The sequence below is a fragment of the Streptomyces sp. NPDC052064 genome (assembly GCF_055585925.1).
This window is the reverse complement of the sequence record NZ_JBVJJE010000002.1, coordinates 531,814-551,228: the sequence shown is the minus strand read 5'-3', so window position 1 is coordinate 551,228 and position 19,415 is coordinate 531,814. Positions and strand designations below refer to the sequence as shown.

General features: G+C 73.1%; 17 protein-coding genes. 10 read left to right on the top strand and 7 right to left on the bottom strand.

What is annotated here, in order from left to right; all coding sequences use genetic code 11:
* Positions 1-61: 61 nt before the first annotated feature.
* Positions 62-1,009, bottom strand: a complete 948-nt coding sequence (locus tag ACZ6TU_RS07145; RefSeq protein ID WP_467679186.1) for an LAETG motif-containing sortase-dependent surface protein — start codon at positions 1,007-1,009, stop codon at positions 62-64.
* 317 nt (positions 1,010-1,326) lie between these two features.
* Here ACZ6TU_RS07145 and ACZ6TU_RS07140 point away from each other — a divergent pair, with 317 nt between their 5' ends.
* Both ACZ6TU_RS07140 and ACZ6TU_RS07135 read left to right on the top strand, forming a co-directional pair.
* A complete protein-coding gene (locus ACZ6TU_RS07140) occupies positions 1,327-2,988 on the top strand; it encodes a glycoside hydrolase family 13 protein (protein WP_467679184.1) in 1,662 nt (553 codons plus the stop codon).
* Between the two features lie 137 nt (positions 2,989-3,125).
* On the top strand, positions 3,126-3,860 hold the full coding sequence (locus ACZ6TU_RS07135) for an Ig-like domain-containing protein (RefSeq protein ID WP_469547231.1): 735 nt from the start codon (positions 3,126-3,128) through the stop codon (positions 3,858-3,860).
* Here ACZ6TU_RS07135 and ACZ6TU_RS07130 read toward each other — a convergent pair.
* Together ACZ6TU_RS07130 and ACZ6TU_RS07125 are read right to left on the bottom strand one after the other, a co-directional pair.
* Entirely contained in the window at positions 3,854-4,339 is a 486-nt protein-coding gene (locus tag ACZ6TU_RS07130) for a hypothetical protein (protein ID WP_467679180.1), read from the bottom strand. The genes ACZ6TU_RS07135 and ACZ6TU_RS07130 overlap by 7 nt on opposite strands.
* Before the next feature lie 34 nt (positions 4,340-4,373).
* Entirely contained in the window at positions 4,374-4,748 is a 375-nt protein-coding gene (locus ACZ6TU_RS07125; RefSeq protein WP_467679178.1) for a DUF6479 family protein, read from the bottom strand.
* Positions 4,749-4,890: 142 nt separating this feature from the next.
* Here ACZ6TU_RS07125 and ACZ6TU_RS07120 point away from each other — a divergent pair, with 142 nt between their 5' ends.
* Both ACZ6TU_RS07120 and ACZ6TU_RS07115 read left to right on the top strand, forming a co-directional pair.
* A complete protein-coding gene (locus ACZ6TU_RS07120; protein ID WP_467679176.1) occupies positions 4,891-5,742 on the top strand; it encodes a hypothetical protein in 852 nt (283 codons plus the stop codon).
* Positions 5,743-5,875: 133 nt separating this feature from the next.
* Positions 5,876-6,289, top strand: a complete 414-nt coding sequence (locus ACZ6TU_RS07115; protein ID WP_467679174.1) for a DUF5994 family protein — start codon at positions 5,876-5,878, stop codon at positions 6,287-6,289.
* Between the two features lie 20 nt (positions 6,290-6,309).
* Here ACZ6TU_RS07115 and ACZ6TU_RS07110 read toward each other — a convergent pair whose 3' ends face one another.
* Positions 6,310-6,672 carry a DUF1304 domain-containing protein gene (locus ACZ6TU_RS07110; protein WP_467679172.1) on the bottom strand — a complete coding sequence of 121 codons (363 nt, stop codon included), beginning with the start codon at positions 6,670-6,672 and terminating at the stop codon, positions 6,310-6,312.
* Positions 6,673-6,841: 169 nt separating this feature from the next.
* Positions 6,842-8,248 (bottom strand): glycoside hydrolase family 43 protein, encoded by a 1,407-nt coding sequence (locus ACZ6TU_RS07105; RefSeq protein WP_467679170.1) that lies wholly within the window; start codon positions 8,246-8,248, stop codon positions 6,842-6,844.
* A 325-nt stretch (positions 8,249-8,573) separates the two neighbouring features.
* Here ACZ6TU_RS07105 and ACZ6TU_RS07100 point away from each other — a divergent pair, with 325 nt between their 5' ends.
* The 5 genes from ACZ6TU_RS07100 to ACZ6TU_RS07080 all read left to right on the top strand — a co-directional run bounded on the left by ACZ6TU_RS07100 (position 8,574) and on the right by ACZ6TU_RS07080 (position 15,764).
* Positions 8,574-9,917 (top strand): glycosyltransferase 87 family protein, encoded by a 1,344-nt coding sequence (locus ACZ6TU_RS07100; RefSeq protein WP_469547227.1) that lies wholly within the window; start codon positions 8,574-8,576, stop codon positions 9,915-9,917.
* 280 nt (positions 9,918-10,197) lie between these two features.
* The gene (locus tag ACZ6TU_RS07095) at positions 10,198-11,523 is read left to right on the top strand and encodes a serine hydrolase domain-containing protein (RefSeq protein ID WP_469547225.1); all 1,326 of its coding nucleotides are present in this window, start codon (positions 10,198-10,200) and stop codon (positions 11,521-11,523) included.
* 73 nt (positions 11,524-11,596) lie between these two features.
* A complete protein-coding gene (locus tag ACZ6TU_RS07090) occupies positions 11,597-13,483 on the top strand; it encodes a hypothetical protein (RefSeq protein ID WP_469547223.1) in 1,887 nt (628 codons plus the stop codon).
* Positions 13,484-13,648: 165 nt separating this feature from the next.
* The gene (locus ACZ6TU_RS07085) at positions 13,649-15,094 is read left to right on the top strand and encodes an MFS transporter (protein ID WP_469547221.1); all 1,446 of its coding nucleotides are present in this window, start codon (positions 13,649-13,651) and stop codon (positions 15,092-15,094) included.
* A gap of 106 nt (positions 15,095-15,200) precedes the next feature.
* Positions 15,201-15,764, top strand: a complete 564-nt coding sequence (locus ACZ6TU_RS07080) for a tellurite resistance TerB family protein (RefSeq protein WP_467679161.1) — start codon at positions 15,201-15,203, stop codon at positions 15,762-15,764.
* Positions 15,765-15,796: 32 nt separating this feature from the next.
* Here the strand turns inward: ACZ6TU_RS07080 and ACZ6TU_RS07075 are convergent, their stop codons facing one another.
* Positions 15,797-16,672 carry a serine hydrolase gene (locus ACZ6TU_RS07075; RefSeq protein ID WP_467679159.1) on the bottom strand — a complete coding sequence of 292 codons (876 nt, stop codon included), beginning with the start codon at positions 16,670-16,672 and terminating at the stop codon, positions 15,797-15,799.
* A complete protein-coding gene (locus ACZ6TU_RS07070; protein WP_469547218.1) occupies positions 16,669-17,643 on the bottom strand; it encodes a LysR family transcriptional regulator in 975 nt (324 codons plus the stop codon). Before ACZ6TU_RS07070 ends, ACZ6TU_RS07075 begins: the two co-directional genes overlap by 4 nt.
* A gap of 85 nt (positions 17,644-17,728) precedes the next feature.
* On the opposite strand from ACZ6TU_RS07070, the gene ACZ6TU_RS07065 reads away from it, so the two are divergent.
* Complete coding sequence (locus tag ACZ6TU_RS07065; protein WP_469547216.1) at positions 17,729-19,375, top strand: penicillin-binding transpeptidase domain-containing protein; 1,647 nt, start codon at positions 17,729-17,731, stop codon at positions 19,373-19,375.
* Positions 19,376-19,415: the final 40 nt, after the last annotated feature.

Sequence of the window (19,415 nt, the reverse complement as noted above, 5' to 3'; positions counted from 1 at the left end):
ACACCGTCAGGGCGGGGACGTGCGCAACTCGGCGCTACGGGGTGCGCCGCGCTGCCGGCGGCTAAGCGGCGTTGCGCTTTGCTGCGCGGCGGCGGGTCGTGAGGACGATTGCCGCGCCGCCTGCCAGGAGCGCCGCCGCGCCGATGGCGATCGGGCCCGTGCTGCTGTTGGCGCCGGTTTCGGCGAGGTCTCCGCCGCCGCCGTTCGGCTTGGGGGCCGGGGGTGTCGTCGACTCGGAGGTGGACGGGGTGGGCGTGCCGGTGTCCGTCGACGGCGACGGCGACGAGGGCTCGGCGGGCTTCGACGGGGACGCGGGCGGCGTCGTCTCCTCGGCCGGTTCCGAAGGGCTCGCGGGCGGGGTGGAGGCAGGCGGCTCCTCTTCCGCCGGCGGCGGGGTCTGCGTGCAGTCCTTCGTGCCGCCGTTCCAGGCCGCGATCAGCTTGTCCTTGATGACCGGGCGGTCGGGACCCTTGGGCAGCTCGCCGTGCTCGAAGCCGTCCTTGGCGTCGAGCTCGCCGTCGAACTTCACCGCGCCCCGGTAGAGGTCGATCTGTCCGAAGCAGTCCTTGTCCGGGATGGCGATGTCGAGCGAGTCGGTGCCGCCCGGCTTGACCGTCACCGTGTCGAAGTCGACGAACACCTGCTCGCCGGAGGTCGCGAACGTCGCGCCGTGCGCGAGGTAGGAGGCCAGGGAAGCCGTGCACGTCGTCGCGTCGCCGGCCGCGCGGACCTTGATGTGGACCTTGCCGTCCTCGGTCGGCTTCAGGTTCTGGTCGTCGACCTTCACCGAGTCGAAGAAGTTCGCGCCGTCGAGCGAGAACTGGCAGCGGTCGGTCCCGGTCTCCGTGCCCGCGCCGGTCCCGGGCTTGTAGGTGCCGCCGGACGACCAGCCGTCACCACCGGGCGTACCGGTGGCGAACGCGGTGGTGGCGGAGGCGGCGCAGAGGGCGAGGGCCGCGGCGCCCGTCCCCAGCAGGCGGCGTGCGGTGACACGTCTCGCTATGGACATGGGTATCCCGTTTCTTGGCGTGTGCCGGACTCGGGTGGCGGCATGCGGGCAGCGCGCGGCGCACGGCTGCCGGGGCCGCACCGGGGGGTGAGTGGTCTGAGAAACACTGGGCTCATTGGTCACATGTGCCTCAGTGCGTCCCCATCGTGGCCGTGCCGCAGCAGGCTGTCAACCTGCGGGTATGCAATGGGAGTTACTCGGCCATCACACTTTCATCACAGCGGGAATGGATCACTCCGATCGATGCGATGGTTCCTTTTTCCGGCATTCTGGACAGATTCAATGCTGTCCCCCGCATGCCCTGCAAAGGAGGCCGCGTGACCGATCGCTCCACCCTCGACCTGTCGTCCCGGGACCCCGACTGGTGGCGCCAGGCCGTCGTCTACCAGGTCTATCCCCGCAGCTTCGCCGACGCCGACGGTGACGGCCTCGGTGACCTGCGCGGCATCACCCGCCGTCTCACCCACCTCGCCGCCCTGGGCGTGGACGCCCTGTGGCTGAGCCCGTTCTACCCGTCCGAGCTCGCCGACGGCGGCTACGACGTCGCCGACCCCCGCGGCGTCGACCCGCGCCTGGGCACCCTCGACGACTTCGACGCCCTGGTCGCCGAGGCCCACCGGCTCGGTCTGAAGGTCATCGTCGACATCGTGCCCAACCACTCCTCGGACCAGCACGTCTGGTTCCAGGAGGCCCTGCGCTCCGGGCCCGGCCATGCGGCCCGCGACCGGTACGTCTTCCGCGACGGCCGCGGCGAGCACGGCGAACTCCCGCCCACCGACTGGCAGTCCGTCTTCGGCGGCAGCGCGTGGAAACGGGTGTCCGACGGCCAGTGGTACCTGCACCTGTTCGCCCCCGAGCAGCCCGACCTCAACTGGGAGAACCAGGAGGTCCGCGCCGACTACCGCACCACCCTGCGCTTCTGGTCCGACCGCGGGGTCGACGGCTTCCGGGTCGACGTCGCCCACGCCCTCGTCAAGGACCTGAGTGAACCGCTGCGCGACCTCGGCGCGCCCGAGCTGAGTCGCGAGGAGGCCCTCACCGGCATGCCGCCCGGCACGCACCCGTTCTACGACCGCGACGACGTGCACGAGATCTACCGCGACTGGCGCAAGATCCTGGACGCCTACCGCCCGCCCCGCACGGCCGTCGCCGAGGCGTGGGTGCCCGGCGCCCGCCGCGCGCTGTACGCCCGTCCGGACGAGCTCGGCCAGGCCTTCAACTTCGAGTATCTGGAAGCCGGTTGGGACGCGGCCGAGCTGCGGCAGGTCATCACCGACTCCCTCGCCACCGCCCGGGCGGCAGGCGCCCCGGCCACGTGGGTGCTGTCCAACCACGACGTCGTCCGCCACGCCTCCCGGCTGATGCTCCCGCCCGGCACCGACGAGAACGCCTGGCTGCTCTCCGGCGGTCACGCCCCGGCCGTCGACGAGGCGGCCGGGCTGCGCCGGGCCCGGGCGGCCACCCTGCTGATGCTGGCGCTGCCCGGCTCGGCGTACGTCTACCAGGGCGAGGAACTCGGCCTGCCCGAGGTCGCCGACCTGCCCACCGAGGTGCTCCAGGATCCGATCTGGGAGCAGACGGGCCACGTCCGCAAGGGCCGCGACGGCTGCCGGGTGCCGCTGCCGTGGACGACGACCGGACCGTCGTACGGCTTCGGGCCGGGCGGTGCCTGGCTGCCGCAGCCGCCCGGCTTCGCCGCCTACGCCGTCGAGGCGCAGGACGGCGTCGAGGGTTCCACCCTGGAGCTGTACCGCACGGCCCTCAGGCTGCGCCGCAAACTGCTCGACGGCGAGGAGCTGGCCTGGGCGGCGGACGCCCCGGACGGTGTCCTGCAGTTCGACCGCTGCGAGGGCTGGCGGTGCGTGACGAACCTGTCCGGCACGGCGGTCCCGCTGCCCGCCGGTGAGGTGCTGCTGAGCAGCGCCCCCCTGGAGGACGGCCGGCTCGGGCCGGACACGACGGTGTGGCTCGGGCGTTAGGACAGCACCATGTCAACGGCACAAGCCTCGGGCGGCCCACCACCCGCACGGCCCAGCAGCGCGTGCCACCTGCGGGAATCCCCGGCGAGAATCGCTGGCAGAGTGCCGTCGACGTCCGCACAGGGAGCCCGCCCGCCATGAACAGGTCCAGCAAGACAGCAGCCGTCGCGGGGGTCGTCGTCGCGGGGGTGCTCGCGTTGCCCGGCCCGCCGGCGGCGGCCCGGGACGGTGAGCTGTGGGGTGCCGCGACCATCGCACCCGGCCGGGAGGGCATCGTCGGAGTCGCGGGCTCCCAGGGGGCGGCCTCGGGCGCCACGCTGACGCTGACGGCGCCCCGGGGCACCCGCGTGACGGCCACGCCGCTCGACGCGCCCGGCTACCTCGGCCGGGTCGCCGCCGACGGCCGCAGCGGAACGTACACCGTCACGGGCGGCGCGGCCGGGCAGTCGTGGCAGGGCCGTACGTTCCCCTTCGTGGTCGCGGTCCCCGCGGACGCCGTGCCCGGCACGCGGCTGCGCGACTGCGTCCTGCGGCTCACCGACGCGCAGGGCGTACGGCAGGCCGGCCGGTGCGCCGTGACCGTGGGCCTGGCCGGGCCGACGCTGACCCGCCCGTTGTCCGGTGTGCCGCTGGACGCCCGGCCGCGGATCGCCGGTACGGCACACCCGGGCGCCCGGATCACCGTCCGCGACAAGGACGACCGGGAGGCCTGCGCGGCCACCGCCGACCCCGACGGAACCTGGGCCTGCACCCCGGGCCCGGCGCTCCCGGCGGGCGCCAACCGTCTCCAGGCGGTCGCCACCCTGAACGGGGTGAGCGCCGTGAGCGAGCAGATCGCCATCTCGGTGGCGGACGCCGGCGCCGGTCAGTAGCGCACGGCCCGGGCCACCTCGGCCCGGACCTCGCCGGACAGGTCGTGGGTGCTGCGGGCGGTGGCCGTGGCGGAGTCGCCCGCCTGCACGTGGTCCACCGTGACGATGACCGTGTCGGTCAGCCGGCCCTCGGCGTCGGTGAAATCGACCTGGACGGCGAAGGACCTGGCCGAGTCGTCGGTGTTGTCGACGGTGACCTCGGCCCGGGCCCGGCTGTCGGAGCCGACGGTGGGCGTGCCGACCTTCACGTCGCCCTTGACGTCGATGCCGCCCCGGATGTCGTCGAGCCGGCGTCCGGCCTCCGCCGTGGCCGACTCCACCGCCTCGGAGGCCTGCGAGGCGATCGACCCGACCGCCGACTCCGCCTCGCGGGCGGTGTCCGCGGGGCTGTCGCCGCCGCAGCCGGTGAGCACGGCGGCCAGGCCGAGCGTCAGCGCCGCCCCGCCCGTCGCCCAGCGCGTCCGGTGGCGGGCAGCCATGTCGCCTCCCTGGTCCTACGGGGTTCGTACGGCCTCACGTGTGTCCGAGGCCGCCGCCGCCGAAGGACCCGCTGGATCCGGGCAGCCAGCGGCGGGGCTTCTGGTCCTTGCCCGTCCTGGTGCTCGAGTGGTGCAGCTCATGGGGCAGGAGCCGCTCGCCGTCGCGCGTCACGACCGGCATCTCGTCGGGTTCCCGCATCTCCCGCATCTCATGGACCGGCCCGCCGTCCGGGAGGTGCGGCTGCTCCTCGGGGCTGGGGTGGTGCGTGTCCTTGTCCATGACGCGCATCCCGACGCGCACGGACCAGATCAGTGCGAGGGCGATGATCGCCCCGCCGATGAAGGCGATGGTCACGGCGACCGCGTGATCTGACGACGCCGCCAGTAGTTCATACGTTGCCGTAGTCATGCTCCGATTATCGCCGACGTAATGCGATAAAGCGCCCGCAATGTCCTTACCTGGGCATCCGCACCGGACGCGCGGGCAACCTCTGCGGGGTCTGTGACGACCTGACGGTGATACCCCGTCCCCCCACACGAGGGAGATCACCATGCGCAGACACCTCGCACGGCTGCTCACCGTGCTCGCCGTCCTGGCGGCGGCGTTCGCCACCCCCGGCATGGCGAGCGGCAAGGCGCAGGCCGCCGACGAGTGGAACCCGCCCGCGCACCTCGTCCAGCCCCTGAACGAGGTGTGGAATCACGTCGAGTCGACCTACGGGAACCTGTACGGCTTCCGCAACTACGGCTGGGACCAGGTCATGGCCAACCGGGGAAGCGTCAACTACTGCGTCCGCTGGGAGTCCGACGCCCCCGTCAGCGCCGCCCTGCGCGACCGGATCCACGCCGCGCTGAAGAAGCAGTTCGGCAAGTGGATGACGGCCATGACCGAGAACGGCAAGGGGCACAACGCCTGGCCGTACACCAACGTCCCCGTCAACATCGTCGGCTGGGCCGTGAAGAACCGCTCCACCCTCCAGTGGACCGACAACTCCGTCGACATCTACACCGGCATCCTCGACAGCGGCGGCGCCCCGCAGTGCGCCCCGGACTGCGGCCGCTTCTTCCACCAGGACGGCAACTACTCGAAGTGCCCGGGCGGCGCCGCCCGCCACTACGACCAGTCGCTGTGGCTGACCAAGGGCTTCGGCGGCGGCGCGGGCGGCGACTGGGGCCAGCGCATGGGCCAGGAGTACTTCACCGGCGCCCTGAACCAGGAGAACATCCACATCTACCTGCACGAGGTCGGCCACACCTTCGGCCTCGACGACTTCTACGACTGGTCGCCGACCGGCCAGTGCTGCTTCCTGATGAAGGCGGGCAGCGCCGCGCAGATCACCGAGTTCGACAAGTGGATGCTGCGTGACTTCTGGCGCCATCTGAAGAGCCGCTACGGCCTCTGACCGACGCCGGGCGGTACGGGCGGCCCGGCTTCCGTGCCGCCCTGCGGGGTAGGGTGGAAGGACCCGGGGGAATGCCGCAACCGGTGGCCGACGGTCTTTCCGGCCACGCCCCCCGTTCGCAGCAGGAGCCCTGATGACGTCCGCCTCCTCGCACCCACCGCCCCTCCCGGCACCCTCCGAGGTCCGGCTGAGGCTCGCGGTCCAGCCGCGCCTCGGCCGCACGGCCCGCCGTATCGACGGGGCGTGGTGGCCCCGGTCGTACGACCTGGCCGCGGAACTGCCCGGGCTGCTGGCCGTGCTGCCGCGCTCCTGGGGCCGGATCAGCAGCGTCCTGGTCCACGGGGACACCTGGGTCGACTGCCCGGAGCACCTGGACGTCGCCGGACAGGAGGTCCACGTGGGCCACAGGGATTCGCCGACCACCCCGGACACCGTCTGCCTGCTCGCGCCCGGCCGGGGCCGCTGGGACCTGCTGGTGGTGCCGCCGGCTACGACGGAGGCGGAGGCGGTCCGGCTCATGGAGCGGGCCGTCACACAGGGCGAGTGACACCCGGGGGCCCCTGCCGTTCAGTGCGCGAGCAGCACCAGGACCAGGGCGATCAGCGCCGGGACGGTCTGGACGAAGAGGATCTTCCGGCTGGCGGTGGCCGCGCCGTACACCCCCGCGACCGCCACGCACACCAGGAAGAACACCGAGACCTGGAAGCCCACCGGGTCGGACGCCACCGCGCCCCAGAGCAGGCCCGCGGCGAGGAAGCCGTTGTAGAGGCCCTGGTTGGCGGCCAGGGCCTTCGTCCCGGCCGCGAACTCGGCGCTGGTGCCGAAGGCGGCACGGGCCCGCGGAGTGGTCCACAGGAACATCTCCAGCACCAGGATGTAGGCGTGGAGGGCGGCGAGAGCCAGCACCGCGATGGTGGCGAGGGTCGACATGGGCCGCATCATCGCAGGCTCGCCCCGCCGTCCTCGTTCGGGCCTCCCCGGGAGGCGGAGCGGGGCGCCGGGTGGCAGATTGCGGGCAGTGGAAGGCCGGGCCGGGCCGTCGCGTCCCCGCGTGTGCCGCTCGGGAGCCCGGCCCGGCCTTCCCGCCCCCGGCGGCGGGTCAGTAGCCGATCCGGAACGTCGCGTCCGCCCGGTCCGTGGCGGTGGAGACGGGGTCGATGCGCAGGGCGTAGTCGGAGTGGCGGATGTAGCGCGTCGGGTGGTTGTGCGAACGGAACGACGTCCAGGCCGAGTCCGCGAGCCCGGCGACCTTGTGGAACGTGGCGTCCTCGGCGAACGCCGACGTGCCGTCGTTGACGTCCAGCCGCAGCGCGTAGCTGTAGTGCCGCAGGTACCGGTCCGGGTAGTTGACCGACTGGAACGACACCCCGGACGCGGCGGCGAGGCCGGGGACGAGCTTCCACTGGGCGTCGGTGTACGGGTCGAAGGGGTAGGGGTCGATCCGGCCGGCGAAACCGGCGTGGCGGACGTAGCGGTCGGGGTGGTTGTACGACTTCAGCCGGTTCCAGGCCGGGGCTCCCCAGTGGGCGAGGAGGTTGTCGTACTGCGTGCCCGTGAGCGCCGCGATGCTGCCGTGCTTGGAGTTCACCGGCTGGGTGTAGCGGCGCTGGTCGACCGGTGTCCAGGTGCCGGAGGCCAGGTCGGTGGTCTGCCAGGCGTAGAAGACGCCGTTGGGCGTGTAGGTGTCGCCCCAGAGGTACCAGGTGTTCGACGACGACGACTTGACCAGGATCGGTGCCTCGGTGCCGCCGTGGGCCGCCGGCGTGCTGAAGCGCTGCCAGCTGCCCGGGGCGAGGGTGGCGGATCGCGCGCCGACCAGGGTCTGCTTCGAGCTGTCCTTGAAGTACATGTAGTTCGTGCCGCCGACGCCGAGGGCGAAGCTGCCGTCGATCACGTCGTAGCCCGGGTCGAAGAAGACCTGCGGCGCGGAGACCGTGCGGAAGTCGGTCGTGTAGTTGACCATCAGCACGTTGTGGCCGCTCGCGTTGACCGACGAGTAGACGATCCCGTACTGGCCGCGTGCGGCGTCCCAGAAGGCCTCCGGAGCCCAGCTGTGCGTGGTCATGTCGTGCAGCTTGAGCCTGCGGTAGCCGGTGAGGGAGCGCAGGTCGGCGGAGTCCCAGACGTGGATGTACTGGCTGTTGTAGCTCCAGTCGGTGCCCTTCAGGTCGGTGGCCAGCACGGCGAAGGTGCCGTCCTGCTTGCGCAGCACGAACGGGTCGCGCAGGCCGCCGGCGCCCTGGGTGGGGGTGACGACCGGCTTGTTCTGGTTGAGCGGCGTCCACTCCAGGCCGTCGAGGCTGACGGCCAGGTGCAGGCCGTAGTCGGTGCCGAGGCCGTTCGGGGACTCGGTGAAGTAGGCCATCACGAACGCCGGGCCCGTCGCCGCGCCGGCCGGACCTGCGCCCAGGGCCAGATCGGCGGTCAGAGCGAGCGGTACGGCCGCGGCCATGCCGAGGACATGGCGGCGTGAGGGTCTGTCGGGGGTTCTGCGGGGAGTGGTCATGGCGGCTCGGCCTTCCGTCGGGGATACGGAGCGCAGCGTGTTCGATATTGCGAACGCAGTTCGGCAATTCGGCCAGACCGTAGGGCTGGGACGTGTGTGGCGTCAATGAGTCGGACGGGACGGAGAACTCCCCGACGCGGCGGGGATGCACGGCGAACTCCGGGTCCGGGTCCGCCGTTCGGCCGAGGGGGTGGCTCGCGCGGTCGCGAACGGTGGCCGTTCGGCCGAGGTGGCGGGAGCCGTCCCGGCAGGAGATTGAGGGTCGGCCCTCGAACCGTGACAGAGGTGAGGGCCCGTCCCTCCGCCCTGTCCCAGGAGTACGGCCATGGCCCTTCAGTTCCAGTCCGCGTCGAGCGCGCCGGTGGACCCCGCCCCACGCGCGCTCCGTCACCGGGACGGCCTGCGACGGACCCCGCGCGGAGCGCGCTGGGACGGCCTCTACTGGGCTGGATCGGCCGTGCTCGCACTCGCGCTGGCCGCGGTGACGACGCTGCCCGCCCACCGGGTGTGGGGCGGGTGCGCGGCCGTCGGCTACGCGGTGGCGGCCGTCCTGGCCGGCCGCAGCCGGTACGCCTGGGGCCGGGCGAGCGCGCTCGCGGCGGTCGCGGGCTCGGTGCTGTTGCCGCTGGCGGTGCTGATGGTGCTGGGCACGGCACAGCCGGAGGTCGGCGTCGTCGAGCACTCCGGCGACCTGCTGCTCGCCACCGGCAGCCCCTACGCCCCGCACCCGTCGCTCGTGGACGACTTCAACCCGTACCTGCCCGGCATGGCCCTCCTCGGCCTTCCCCACGCCCTGCTGGGCGACACCCCGCTCACGGACGCCCGGCTGTGGTTCGCGGCGGTGTTCCTGGGAGCGCTGGCAGCGGCGGCCCGTTCCGGGGGCGGCTGGGTGCGCGGGGGCGTCGCCGTCGCCCGCCGGGGCCCGGCGGGCGAGGCCGAGCCCGCGCTGCCGACCGCGCGTCGGAGCCCCGGGGTCCCTGCCGCCGCACCTACGAGCCCGGCCGCTCCGGCCAACCCCGCGCTGCTGCTGGCCGGTTGTCCGGCCGTCGCTCTGGCGTTGGCGGTGGGTGGGGTCGATCTGCCGGTGATCGGCCTGATGTGTCTGGGGCTGGCCCTGGCGGGGCGGCGTGGCGGGGCCGTCGGCGCGGGGGCGGCGATGGGAGCCGCGGCGGCGCTGAAGTGGACCGCCTGGCCGCTGCTGCCCGTCGCGCTGGTGCTGCTCGCGGTGATGGCGGGGCGCCGGGCCGCCGTGCGCGCCGCGGTGACCGCCCTGGCGGTGGCGGCGGCCGGCGTCGTGCCGTTCGCCCTGGTCGATCCGCACGCTTTCGTCGAACACGTGGTGCTGTTCCCGCTCGGCGCGGCCGGCGCCGGATCGCCGGCGACCAGTCCGCTGCCCGGTCACCTGCTCGCCACCCATGTGCCCGGGGGCCGCGCCATCGCGGTGGCGGCGCTGGCGGCGACCGCCGTCGGGATGGCGGTCTGGCTCCTGGCCCGCCCGCCGCGCACGGTCGTCGCCGCGGCGGACCGCGTGGCCCTCGGACTGGCCCTGGCCATGTGCCTGATGCCGGCCACCCGCTTCGGCTACCTCGTCTATCCGCTGGTGCTGGCCGTGTGGTTCCGGCGAGACCGGCCGGCACCCACCGAAGGAGACACCGCGCATGTGGCTTGACACCGGACGCCGGAGCCCGCGAGCGCAGTCGAACACGCACCTCACCCGGGTCGCCGCCCTGGCCGTGGCGGCCCTGGTCGGTGCCCAGCTCCTCGCCTCGTGCGACACGAACGCCCTCACGGCCGACCGGCACGTGAAGTCCATTGAGAACAAAGGCGGTTGTGGTCATTTCTGCCATCGACCGGCCGATAAACGATCATCCCCTGGGTGGATGTAAGGAGCATCCGCTTCCCGTGACGATGACCCCGACCTTTTCGAACACCGAGGAAGGGGAAAGCCGTTGCGTATCGCCAGGCTTCTCGGAACCGCCCTGGGCACCACGTTGCTGACGACCGCCGTGCTGACCGCACCCGCGCACGCCGGCCCGGCAGCGCCGCCCGCGGGGCCCGTGGACCGCACGTCGCTCGACAGAACCGCCCTGCGCGACTCGCTGGACGCCATCCACGAGGCGGGCATGTACGGCGTCTTCTCGTCCGTCAGAGACGGCGGCGAGCGGTGGGCCGGCGCCTCCGGCGTCGCCGACGTGGAGACCGGACGCCCGGTCACCCCGGGCATGCGGCACCGGGTGGGCAGCATCAGCAAGACCTTCACCTCCGTCGCCCTGCTCCAGCAGGTGGAGCGCGGCCGCGTCCGGCTCGACGCACCCGTCGGCGACTACCTCCCCGACCTCATGCCCGGGGAACGCGGCCGGCAGATCACCGTCCGTATGCTCCTGAACCACACCAGCCATATCGGCGACTACGTCGTGGGTGCCTTCCCCTCCCTCGTCGAGGGCTCGACCGCCAGCCTCGACGAGGAGCGCTTCCGCTCCATCCGTCCCGGGGAACTCGTCCGGCTGGGCCTCGCGGCCCCCGCCACCGGACGCCCGGGCGAGCTGCCCGGTTCGTACTCCAACACCAACTACGTCATCGCCGGGCTGCTCCTGGAGAAGGTCACCGGCCAGGACGCCGAGAAGCACATCACCCGCAACGTCATCGACCGGGCCGGGCTGCGCCACACGTCCTTCCCGCGCACCCCGTACATCAAGGGCCCGCACCCGCGGATGTACGAGTCGTTCTTCGGCCTGATCGACCCGCCGCGCGACTACAGCGTCTACGACATGTCCTGGGCCTACACGGCGGGAGCGGTCGTCTCCACCACCGACGACCTGAACCGCTTCTACCGCGCCCTGCTCGGCGGGAAGCTGATCGGCAAGGCCTCCCTGGACGAGATGACGCGCACGGTCCCGGTGAGCGGCTTCGACTACGGCCTCGGCATCTACTCGCTGGACCTGCCCGGCTGCGGCCGCTTCTGGGGCCACGACGGCGCGGTGTTCGGCGCCGGCATGACCGCGCTGTCCAGCCGGGACGGCAAGCGCCAGGTGGCTCTCGCGCAGAACCTGATGAAGTACCAGAGCCTCGACGACAACGGCCTCCCGCAGCCGCACGCGATCGACGACGCCCTCCACGGGTACGTCGTCCGCGCCCTCTGCCCGGCCGACTCCGGGTCCGCTCCCGGGGCCGGTCTCGCGAGCCCGGACGGCCGTGGCGGGCTGAGCAAGCGGTTGTCCGGAATCGACCATTCTCAGTTGACCAAGGGCCTCAAGTTTGATCGGCTGTCCCACTAGCCTTGTTCGATTCTGGTCGATCATTTCATGGCTCCCTGGGGGGGAGCTTGTGACAAGTTGGGGAGTTTCCTTGATGCATCACGATTCCGTCGTGCTGCGCCGCGCCAGATTCCGGCGCGGCGCCGCCGCCCTGACCTTCGTGGCGTTGACCGCCGGCACCGCCCTGACGGGCACGCCGGCCGCCACGGCCGCCGGCAGCGCGGCCCTCGCCGGGAAGACCTGCACGCCGGCGGAGGGATTCTCCGGCTGTCGGCTGTTCGACCCGACGGGCGCCCGCGAGGAGTTCCAGGTCCCGGCCGGCGTCACGGCGCTGGACGTGCGGGCATGGGGCCAGGGCGGCGAGGGCACCCCCTCCGCCAACGGCGGCGCGGGCGGCTACACCGCGGGCACGCTCAGCGTCACGCCCGGGGAGCGGCTGTCGCTCGCGGTCGGCGTCCAGCGCTTCGGTGACGCGCTCGGGGGCGCGGGCGGCGGCAAGCATGCCGCGGCCGGCGGCAACAGCAGCGGCGTCCGCGCCGGCGACGGCAAGCCGCTGCTCATCGCCGCCGGTGGCGGCGGCGGTGGGTACGGCAGCAAGGAGCCCGGCCAGGGCGGTCCCGGTGGCGGCGAGCGCGGCCAGGACGGCACCGAGTCGGAGCGCGGCGGCAAGGGCGCGGCCGGTCCCACCGGTGGCGCGGGCGGCGGCAACGGTTCCTCGGGCGCCGACGCGTCCGGGGGCGGCAAGGGCGGTGCGGGCGGTTCCGGTTCGGGCGGCGAAGGCGGAGGCGGCGGCGCCGGCTACGCGGGTGGCGGTGGCGGCGGCACGGACGAAGCCGGGGGCGTGGTCGGCAGCGGCGCGGGCGGCAGCAGCTACGTCGACCCGGGTCGGGTGACCGGCGCCCGGCTGCTCAGCGGCAACCGCCTCGAGGCCCCGGCCAAGTCCGACCCCTTCTGGCAGGCTTCCGACGAGCCGGTGCGCGGCGGCATCGCCGAGGGCGGCCGCAACTCCGGCCGCTCCGGCCACGGGCGGATCGTCTTCCAGTGGAAGACCTCCGCGATCGCGGAGCTGACCCAGGCCTCCGGAGCCGGCCAGACCGTCCCGCCGGGCGGCGACGCGGACCCGGTGGCCGTGGTGGCCCGGGACAAGGCCGGCAACCCGGTCGAGAACGCCTCCGTCACCTTCACGGTCGAGGACCCGGACAAGCTCGGCGCCTTCTTCTTCGTCAAGGACGACGCCGACACCACCAAGCTGGCCGTGCCGACCGACGCACGGGGCCGCGCCCAGTCCGCGCCGCTCCGGGCGGGCATCCGCAAGGACGGCGAGTTCGCTGTCCGCGCGGAGGTCGACGGTGCCTCGACGGTCTTCACCGTGAAGGTGAAGAAGTCGTCCTACACCGTGAGCGTCGCGGGCGGTGACGACCAGCAGGCCGAACAGGGCGAGGACTTCGAGGAGGCCCTCCAGGCCCGCGTGGCCAAGTCGGGCACCACGGCGCCGGCCGGCACGGAGGTCGAGTTCCGGGTCGAGGACGACAGCGACGACGCCCCCCGATTCGAGGACGGCGAGCAGGTCGTCCGCGTCAAGACCGACGCATCGGGCAAGGCCACGGCCCCGACCCTGACCGCCGGTGAGGGCACGGGCACGTACACCGTCGCCGCGTCGGTCGGCGACGCCATGACCCAGTTCGCGGTCGAGGTCGTCGACGGTGACGGGCCCTCGCACTCCCCGAGCCCCACGACCGACCCGAGCCCCTCGGCCGACCCGAGCCCGTCGCCCAGCACGAGCACCTCGGGCACGACCGGCGGCACCGGTTCCTCGACCACGGGCGGCACGTCGACGAACCTCGACAACGGCAGCCTCGCCTCGACCGGCGCCGGCGGCATCGGCCTCCTCCTCGGGGCAGCCGCGGCCCTGGCCACGGCGGGCTTCGTGGCGTTCCGCCTCGCCCCGCGCCTGAAGCTCCGCTCCCGCGACCGGGCCTGACAACGCTTCACCACGACTGCCCGCCCCCGATCGCCGGGTGCGGGCAGTCGCCGTTTCCACCGCGGACTTGAGGGTTCGCCGTACGTCGGCCCCCAATTGCCGCGGGGACCGGTCACGACGGCCGGGAGAAGTCTCCGGGGTCCCTTCAACGAAACGATTGAAGTCATGGATACCCGAGTCATCGAATCCGCCCCCAGGACACGAGGGTGGTGGACGCTCTCGGCCGTGAGCGCGGCCCAGCTCCTCGTGGTCCTGGACGGGACCATCGTCAACATCGCACTGCCCTCCGCGCAGAGCGCGCTCGGCATGTCCGACGGCAGCCGGCAGTGGGTGGTCACCGCATACGCCCTCGCCTTCGGCGGGCTGCTGCTGATCGGCGGCAGAGTCAGCAGCGCCCTCGGCCACCGGCGTACGTTCGTCATCGGCCTGGCCGGCTTCGCCGTCGCCTCCGCGCTCGGCGGGGCCGCCGGGAACCCGGAGACGCTCTTCGCGGCCCGGGCCTTACAAGGCGTCTTCGCAGCCGTGCTCGCGCCCGCGGGGCTTTCGCTGCTGACCACGACGTTCACCGAGCCACGCGAACGCGGCCGGGCGTTCGGCGTGTTCGCCGCCGTCGGTGCCGCCGGATCGGCCGTCGGACTGATCGCGGGCGGGCTGCTGACCGAGTACGCGGGCTGGCGGTGGTGCCTGTACGTCAACGTCCCGGTCGCGCTGCTCGCCGCGCTCGGCACGGCATTCGTGCCGGCGGACCGCCCGCTCCGCGGCGAGGGACGGCTCGACGTCGCGGGCGCGCTGCTCAGCGCCGCGGGCTTCGCCACTGTGGTGTACGCCTTCAACGAAGCCGAACCGTACGGCTGGGGTTCGGCGAAGGTGCTCACGCTGCTCGCCGCTGGTGTCCTCCTGCTGGCCGCGTTCGCCGTGGTCGAGTTCCGCGCCCCTCACCCGCTGCTGCCGATGCGGGTGCTGCTGCACCGCGCCCGGGCGGGGGCGCTGCTGTCGATCACCCTGATGTTCGTCGCGATGTTCGGCTACTACCTCTTCATGAGCTACTACACCCAGACCGTCCTCGGCTATTCGCCGGTCCGGGTGGGCCTGGTCCTGATCGTCAACGCCCTGGCCGCCCTGCTCGGCTCCACCCTCATCGCCGGGAAGCTGCACGGACGCGTCGCGCCCGCGGCGCTGATCGTGCCGGGTCTGGTCGCCGCGGCCGCCGGAGTGCTCATCCTGACCGGCCTGACAGCGCGGAGTACGGACGTCCTGCCGCTGTACCTGGCACCCGCCCTGGTCCTCACCGGGCTCGGGCTCGGCTGCGTCCTGCCCCCGACGGCCGGCCTGGCCACCGCGGACGTACCGCTGCGCGACATCGGAGCCGCGTCGGCCGCCTACAACGCCTCCCAGCAACTGGGAGCCGCACTCGGCACCGCGCTGCTCAACACCGTGGCGGCCAGTGCCACGGCGTCCTACGTGGCATCAGCGGGCCGCACCACCCCGGCCGAGGCCTCCGTCCACGGTTACACCACGGCCCTCACCGTCGCCTTCGGCATCCTGCTGGCCGCCGCGTGCGTCGCCGGACCGCTGATCGCGACCCGCGCCGCACGAGGGGACAGGAGGTGAGAGAGGGTGTGTTTTGCGGAACCTTTGCCCAGGGACCGGGCGTTGATCCGGTGAGCGCGCGGGAGCGGGTTCGCGAGATGACTCCGACTAATACCGAGGTGACTCAATGGCAATGTGGGACAAGCTCAAGGACCAGGCCAAGGCTCTCCAGCAGGCTCAGGGCGGGCGCGGCGCGGCCGGTGGGCACGGTGCGACCGGTGGGCACGGCGGGACGAGGTCCGGCGGTGGCAGCAAGGCCCAGTTGGTCGGTCTGTTCAAAACGCAGCTCGGGTCGCTGAAGAACGAGTTGAAGAGCGGCGCGTACCGGGACGCGAGCATGGCGATGTGTGCCCTGGTCGCGGCGGCCGACGGGCAGGTGGATCCGGCCGAGCGGCAGCAGGTCGAGTCGATGATCCTCAGCAACGACGTGCTGCAGAACTTCCCGCCGGAGCAGCTGCGGCAGCGTTTCAACAAGCATGTCGACCAGCTGACGATGAACTTCCAGCACGGCAAGGCCGAGGCCATGCAGGAGATCGCCAAGGCCGCCAAGAAGCCCACCGAGGCCCGGGCGGTGATCCAGACCGGCATGGTCATCGCCGGCGCCGACGGCCACTTCTCCCAGGCGGAGGCGACGGTCCTGCGCGAGGCCTGCGCGGCGTTGGGGGTGTCTCCCGCCGAGTTCCAGCTCTGACCAGCGAGCCGGCGCGGCGGCGGCCCCGGGATCTACTGGGGGGCGCGCAGTGCGTCCACGGCCAGGCGGGCCGCCGTGCCGATGACGGCGTCGGCGGCGGGCAGGAGCGCGGAGGTGCGGGCCGTGCGCGTGAAGACGGCGACGGCGTAGCGGCCTCCGTCGGGGTACTCGACGACGCCGACCTCGTTGCGCACGGTCGGCAGGCTGCCCGTCTTGCCCGCTACATGCACGTCGTCGAAGGGGAAGCCGGACGCCAGCCGGTGCGGCCACACCTGGAGCCCGAGGATCCGGCGGATGGCCGCGCCGTGCTCGGGTGTGCACGCCTCGTCGCGCCAGACGGCGGAGAGCAGACGCGTCATGTCGCGCGGGGTGCTGTGGTTGGTGCGGGCCGGGTCGAGCGCCCGCAGCCGGGCGACGACGTGCGGGTCGGCCAGCGACCGTGCGCCGCCGGGACCGGCGTCCTCCTTGATGGTGGCGAGGAGTTCGCCGAAGGTGTGGACGGCGTACGTGCGGGTGAGACCGAGGCGGGCCGTGGTGCGGTTGACGGCGTCGAGACCGACGTGTGCCAGCAGCAGGTCGGCGGCGGCGTTGTCGCTGACGGACATCATCAGATAGGCGAGGTCGCGCAGGGACAGCCGGGCGCCGTCGAGCATGGCGGCGAGTCCCGTCGGGCCGGCGGTGCGGCCCTGCGGCGGGCACTCGATCTGCTCGGCGAGGTCCAGGGTCCCCGCCGCGGCCTGCTCGTGGAGCGTGACGAGCAGACAGAGCTTGTGGACGCTGGCGGTGCAGACCGGCTGGTCCGCCCCGGCGTCGAGCTGCGCACCGCTGTCGATGTCGACGGCGTGCAGCCGGCCGGTGACCCCGGCGTCGGCGAAGGCCTCGTGGATGCGGGCGAGGGCGTCGGTCACAGCCAGTACTCCGATGCCGGGCGCAGGTGCAGCGGGCGGGAGGGCAGGTCGGGTGTCGCGCCGGCGGTGCTGCGCAGCGCGTGCGCGGCGGCCTCGGCGAACGCGGACACGGCGGCGTCCCCGCGCCCCGCGGGCCAGGCCACGGAGTGCCGCAGGGCCAGCGGCGCGCCGGTGAGGGGCCGCCATACGACGCCCCCTTCCGGGTCCGCGTCCTCTTTCGCGTGCCCGTGCGTGTCCCGCGGGCTGAAGGCCACGGCCTCCGTGGACAGCACCAGTCCGCGTACGAAGCTGGCGCCCAGGGCGTGGCGTACGGCGGGTGGGGTGTAGCCGTTGCGGGCGCAGGTGGTCAGGAGGTCGTCGTAGACCGCGGGGGCACCGGCGCGGGGGAAGAGGATCAGGTCCCGGCCGGTGAGGGAGGCGAGCGGTACCTCGTCGAGCCCGGCCGCCGCGTCGCGTGGCAGGAGCACGCCCAGTTCGCGCCGCAGCACCGGGCCCAGTTCGAGCCCGGAGACGTCGCAGGGGTGGTGGATCAGCCCGACGTCCAGCTCGTGCGCGGCGAACCGCTCCAGTTGCTGGCCGGTGGACAGCTCGTGCAGCTCCAGCTCCAGGCCGCTCGCGCCCGTGCCGGTGAAGCCCGCCAGCAGCGCGGCGACGGTCTCCCCGGAGAGGTCCGGCGGCAGCGCGGCACGCAGCAGGCCGGTCTCGCCGTCCCTGATGCGGCGCGCGGTGGCCATGAACGCCTCGGAGCGGGCGAGCACCTGCCGGGCCTCCGCCAGCAGCAGCGCCCCGGGCTCGGTGAGGGCCACCTGTCGGCTGGTGCGTTCGAAGAGCCGGACGCCCAGGTGCCGCTCCAGGCGCTGGATGCGCTGCGAGAGCGGCGGCTGGGCCATGCCCAGACGAGCCGCGGCACGGCCGAAGTGTGACTCTTCTGCAACAGCCACGAAGCACTCCAAGTGCCGCACCAGGTCCACGAACAGGAAGCATATCCGTTTGGTATTGATCCGAGATCGATACCGGTCTTGGACAAGGTGCCAGGGCCGCTGCTGTTCTCGGCGCATGGATCACCACGACCACACCAGCGTCATCACCGGGGGCCGCAGGCCGCGCCGGACGGCTGTGCGGGCCGTCACCGCGGGCGCGGTGGTGCTGGCCGTCGCCGCGGGCGGGGCGTACGCGGCAGGGCTCGGCCCCTTCGAGCGGGACACCGGGCCCGACCCCGCGGCCGGGAAACAGGCCCGCGCGTTCCTCGCCGACTGGGCCGCCGGTCGGCTGCCGAGCGCGGCCGGCCGCACGACCAGTCCCGGCACGGCACAACGGGTGCTGGACAGCTTCACCACCGGCCTCGACATCAGCGGACCGAAGCTCACGGCCGAGCCGGCGGCCGAGGCCGAGGACGGCACGGTCACCGTCCCGTTCACCGCCCGGATGCCCGTCGAGGGCCTGGGCACCTGGACCTACGAGTCGAAGCTGCCGCTGCGCGAGCAGAGCGACGGCAGCTGGAAGGTGGACTGGACGCTGTCCCTCGTCCACCCGCGCCTGAGCGACGGCGAGAAGTTCCGCCTCGAACGCGAGGAGACGAAGCCCCCCGAGGTCACCGACCGGGAGGGCACGGCCCTGTCGGGGGCGGAGTTCCCCTCCCTGGGGCCGGTCATGGCGCAGCTCGGCGGGAGCGGCGAGGGTACCGGCCCGCGCGGGGCGATCCAGTTGGTCGACCGGGCCACCGGGAAGGTCGAGCGCACGGAGGCCAGGTTCGGTGCGCGGACGGTCCGGGACGAGGGCCCGGTCCGCACGACCCTCGACGCCGGCTGGCAGGCCGCCGCAGAGAAGGCCCTGGCCGCCCACGCCGACGGCAAGAACGCCGCGCTCGTCGCCCTGCGGATCGACGACGGCGAGATCCTCGCCGTGGCGAACTCCCCGTCGTCCGGCTTCAACCGCGCGCTGTCCGGCACCTATGCGCCCGGCTCCACCTGGAAGATCGTCACCAGCAGCGCCCTGCTGCTCAAGGACGCCGTCGCACCGGACGACGTGGTGGACTGCCCCAAGCACCTCACGGTGGGCAAGCGGTTCCAGAACGTGGAGCTGTCCGAGCACCCGGGCGCCACCTTCCGCAAGGACTTCACCGAGTCGTGCAACACCGCGTTCATCAGCCTGCGCGACCGGCTCGACGACGGGGAGCTGGGTGAGGTGGCCCGCGAGTACTTCGGCGTGGGCCAGGAATGGCACGTCGGGGCGCCCTCGTACGACGGGTCGGTGCCGGTGCCGAAGGACGAGACGGAGAAGGCCGCCTCGATGATCGGGCAGGGCCGTGTGCAGGCCAACCCGCTGATCATGGCGTCCGTCACCGCGACGGCCGTCTCCGGCACCTTCCACCAGCCCTCGCTCACCGAGGGGAACGCCGAGGGGAACGAGGACACGACCCGCACGACCCCGCTGCCGCGGGGCGTCGTCGCCCAGCTGCGCGAGATGCTGCGCGCCACCGTCACCGACGGCACCGCGCGCGTCCTGTCCGACCTGCCCGGCGAGATCGGCGCCAAGACCGGCACCGCCGAGGTCTCCGACGACCAGGACAACAACGGCTGGCTCGTCGCGCACCGCGGCAACGTCGCCGTCGCCTGCGTCGTCGAGGAGGGCGTCACCGGCGGCGGCTCCGCCGGGCCGGTCGTCCGCGACCTGCTGGCCGCCGCCCCCGGCGACTCCGAGTGAACGGGAGGGCCCTGGTGAAGGGAGCCTCCGAATGAGAGGA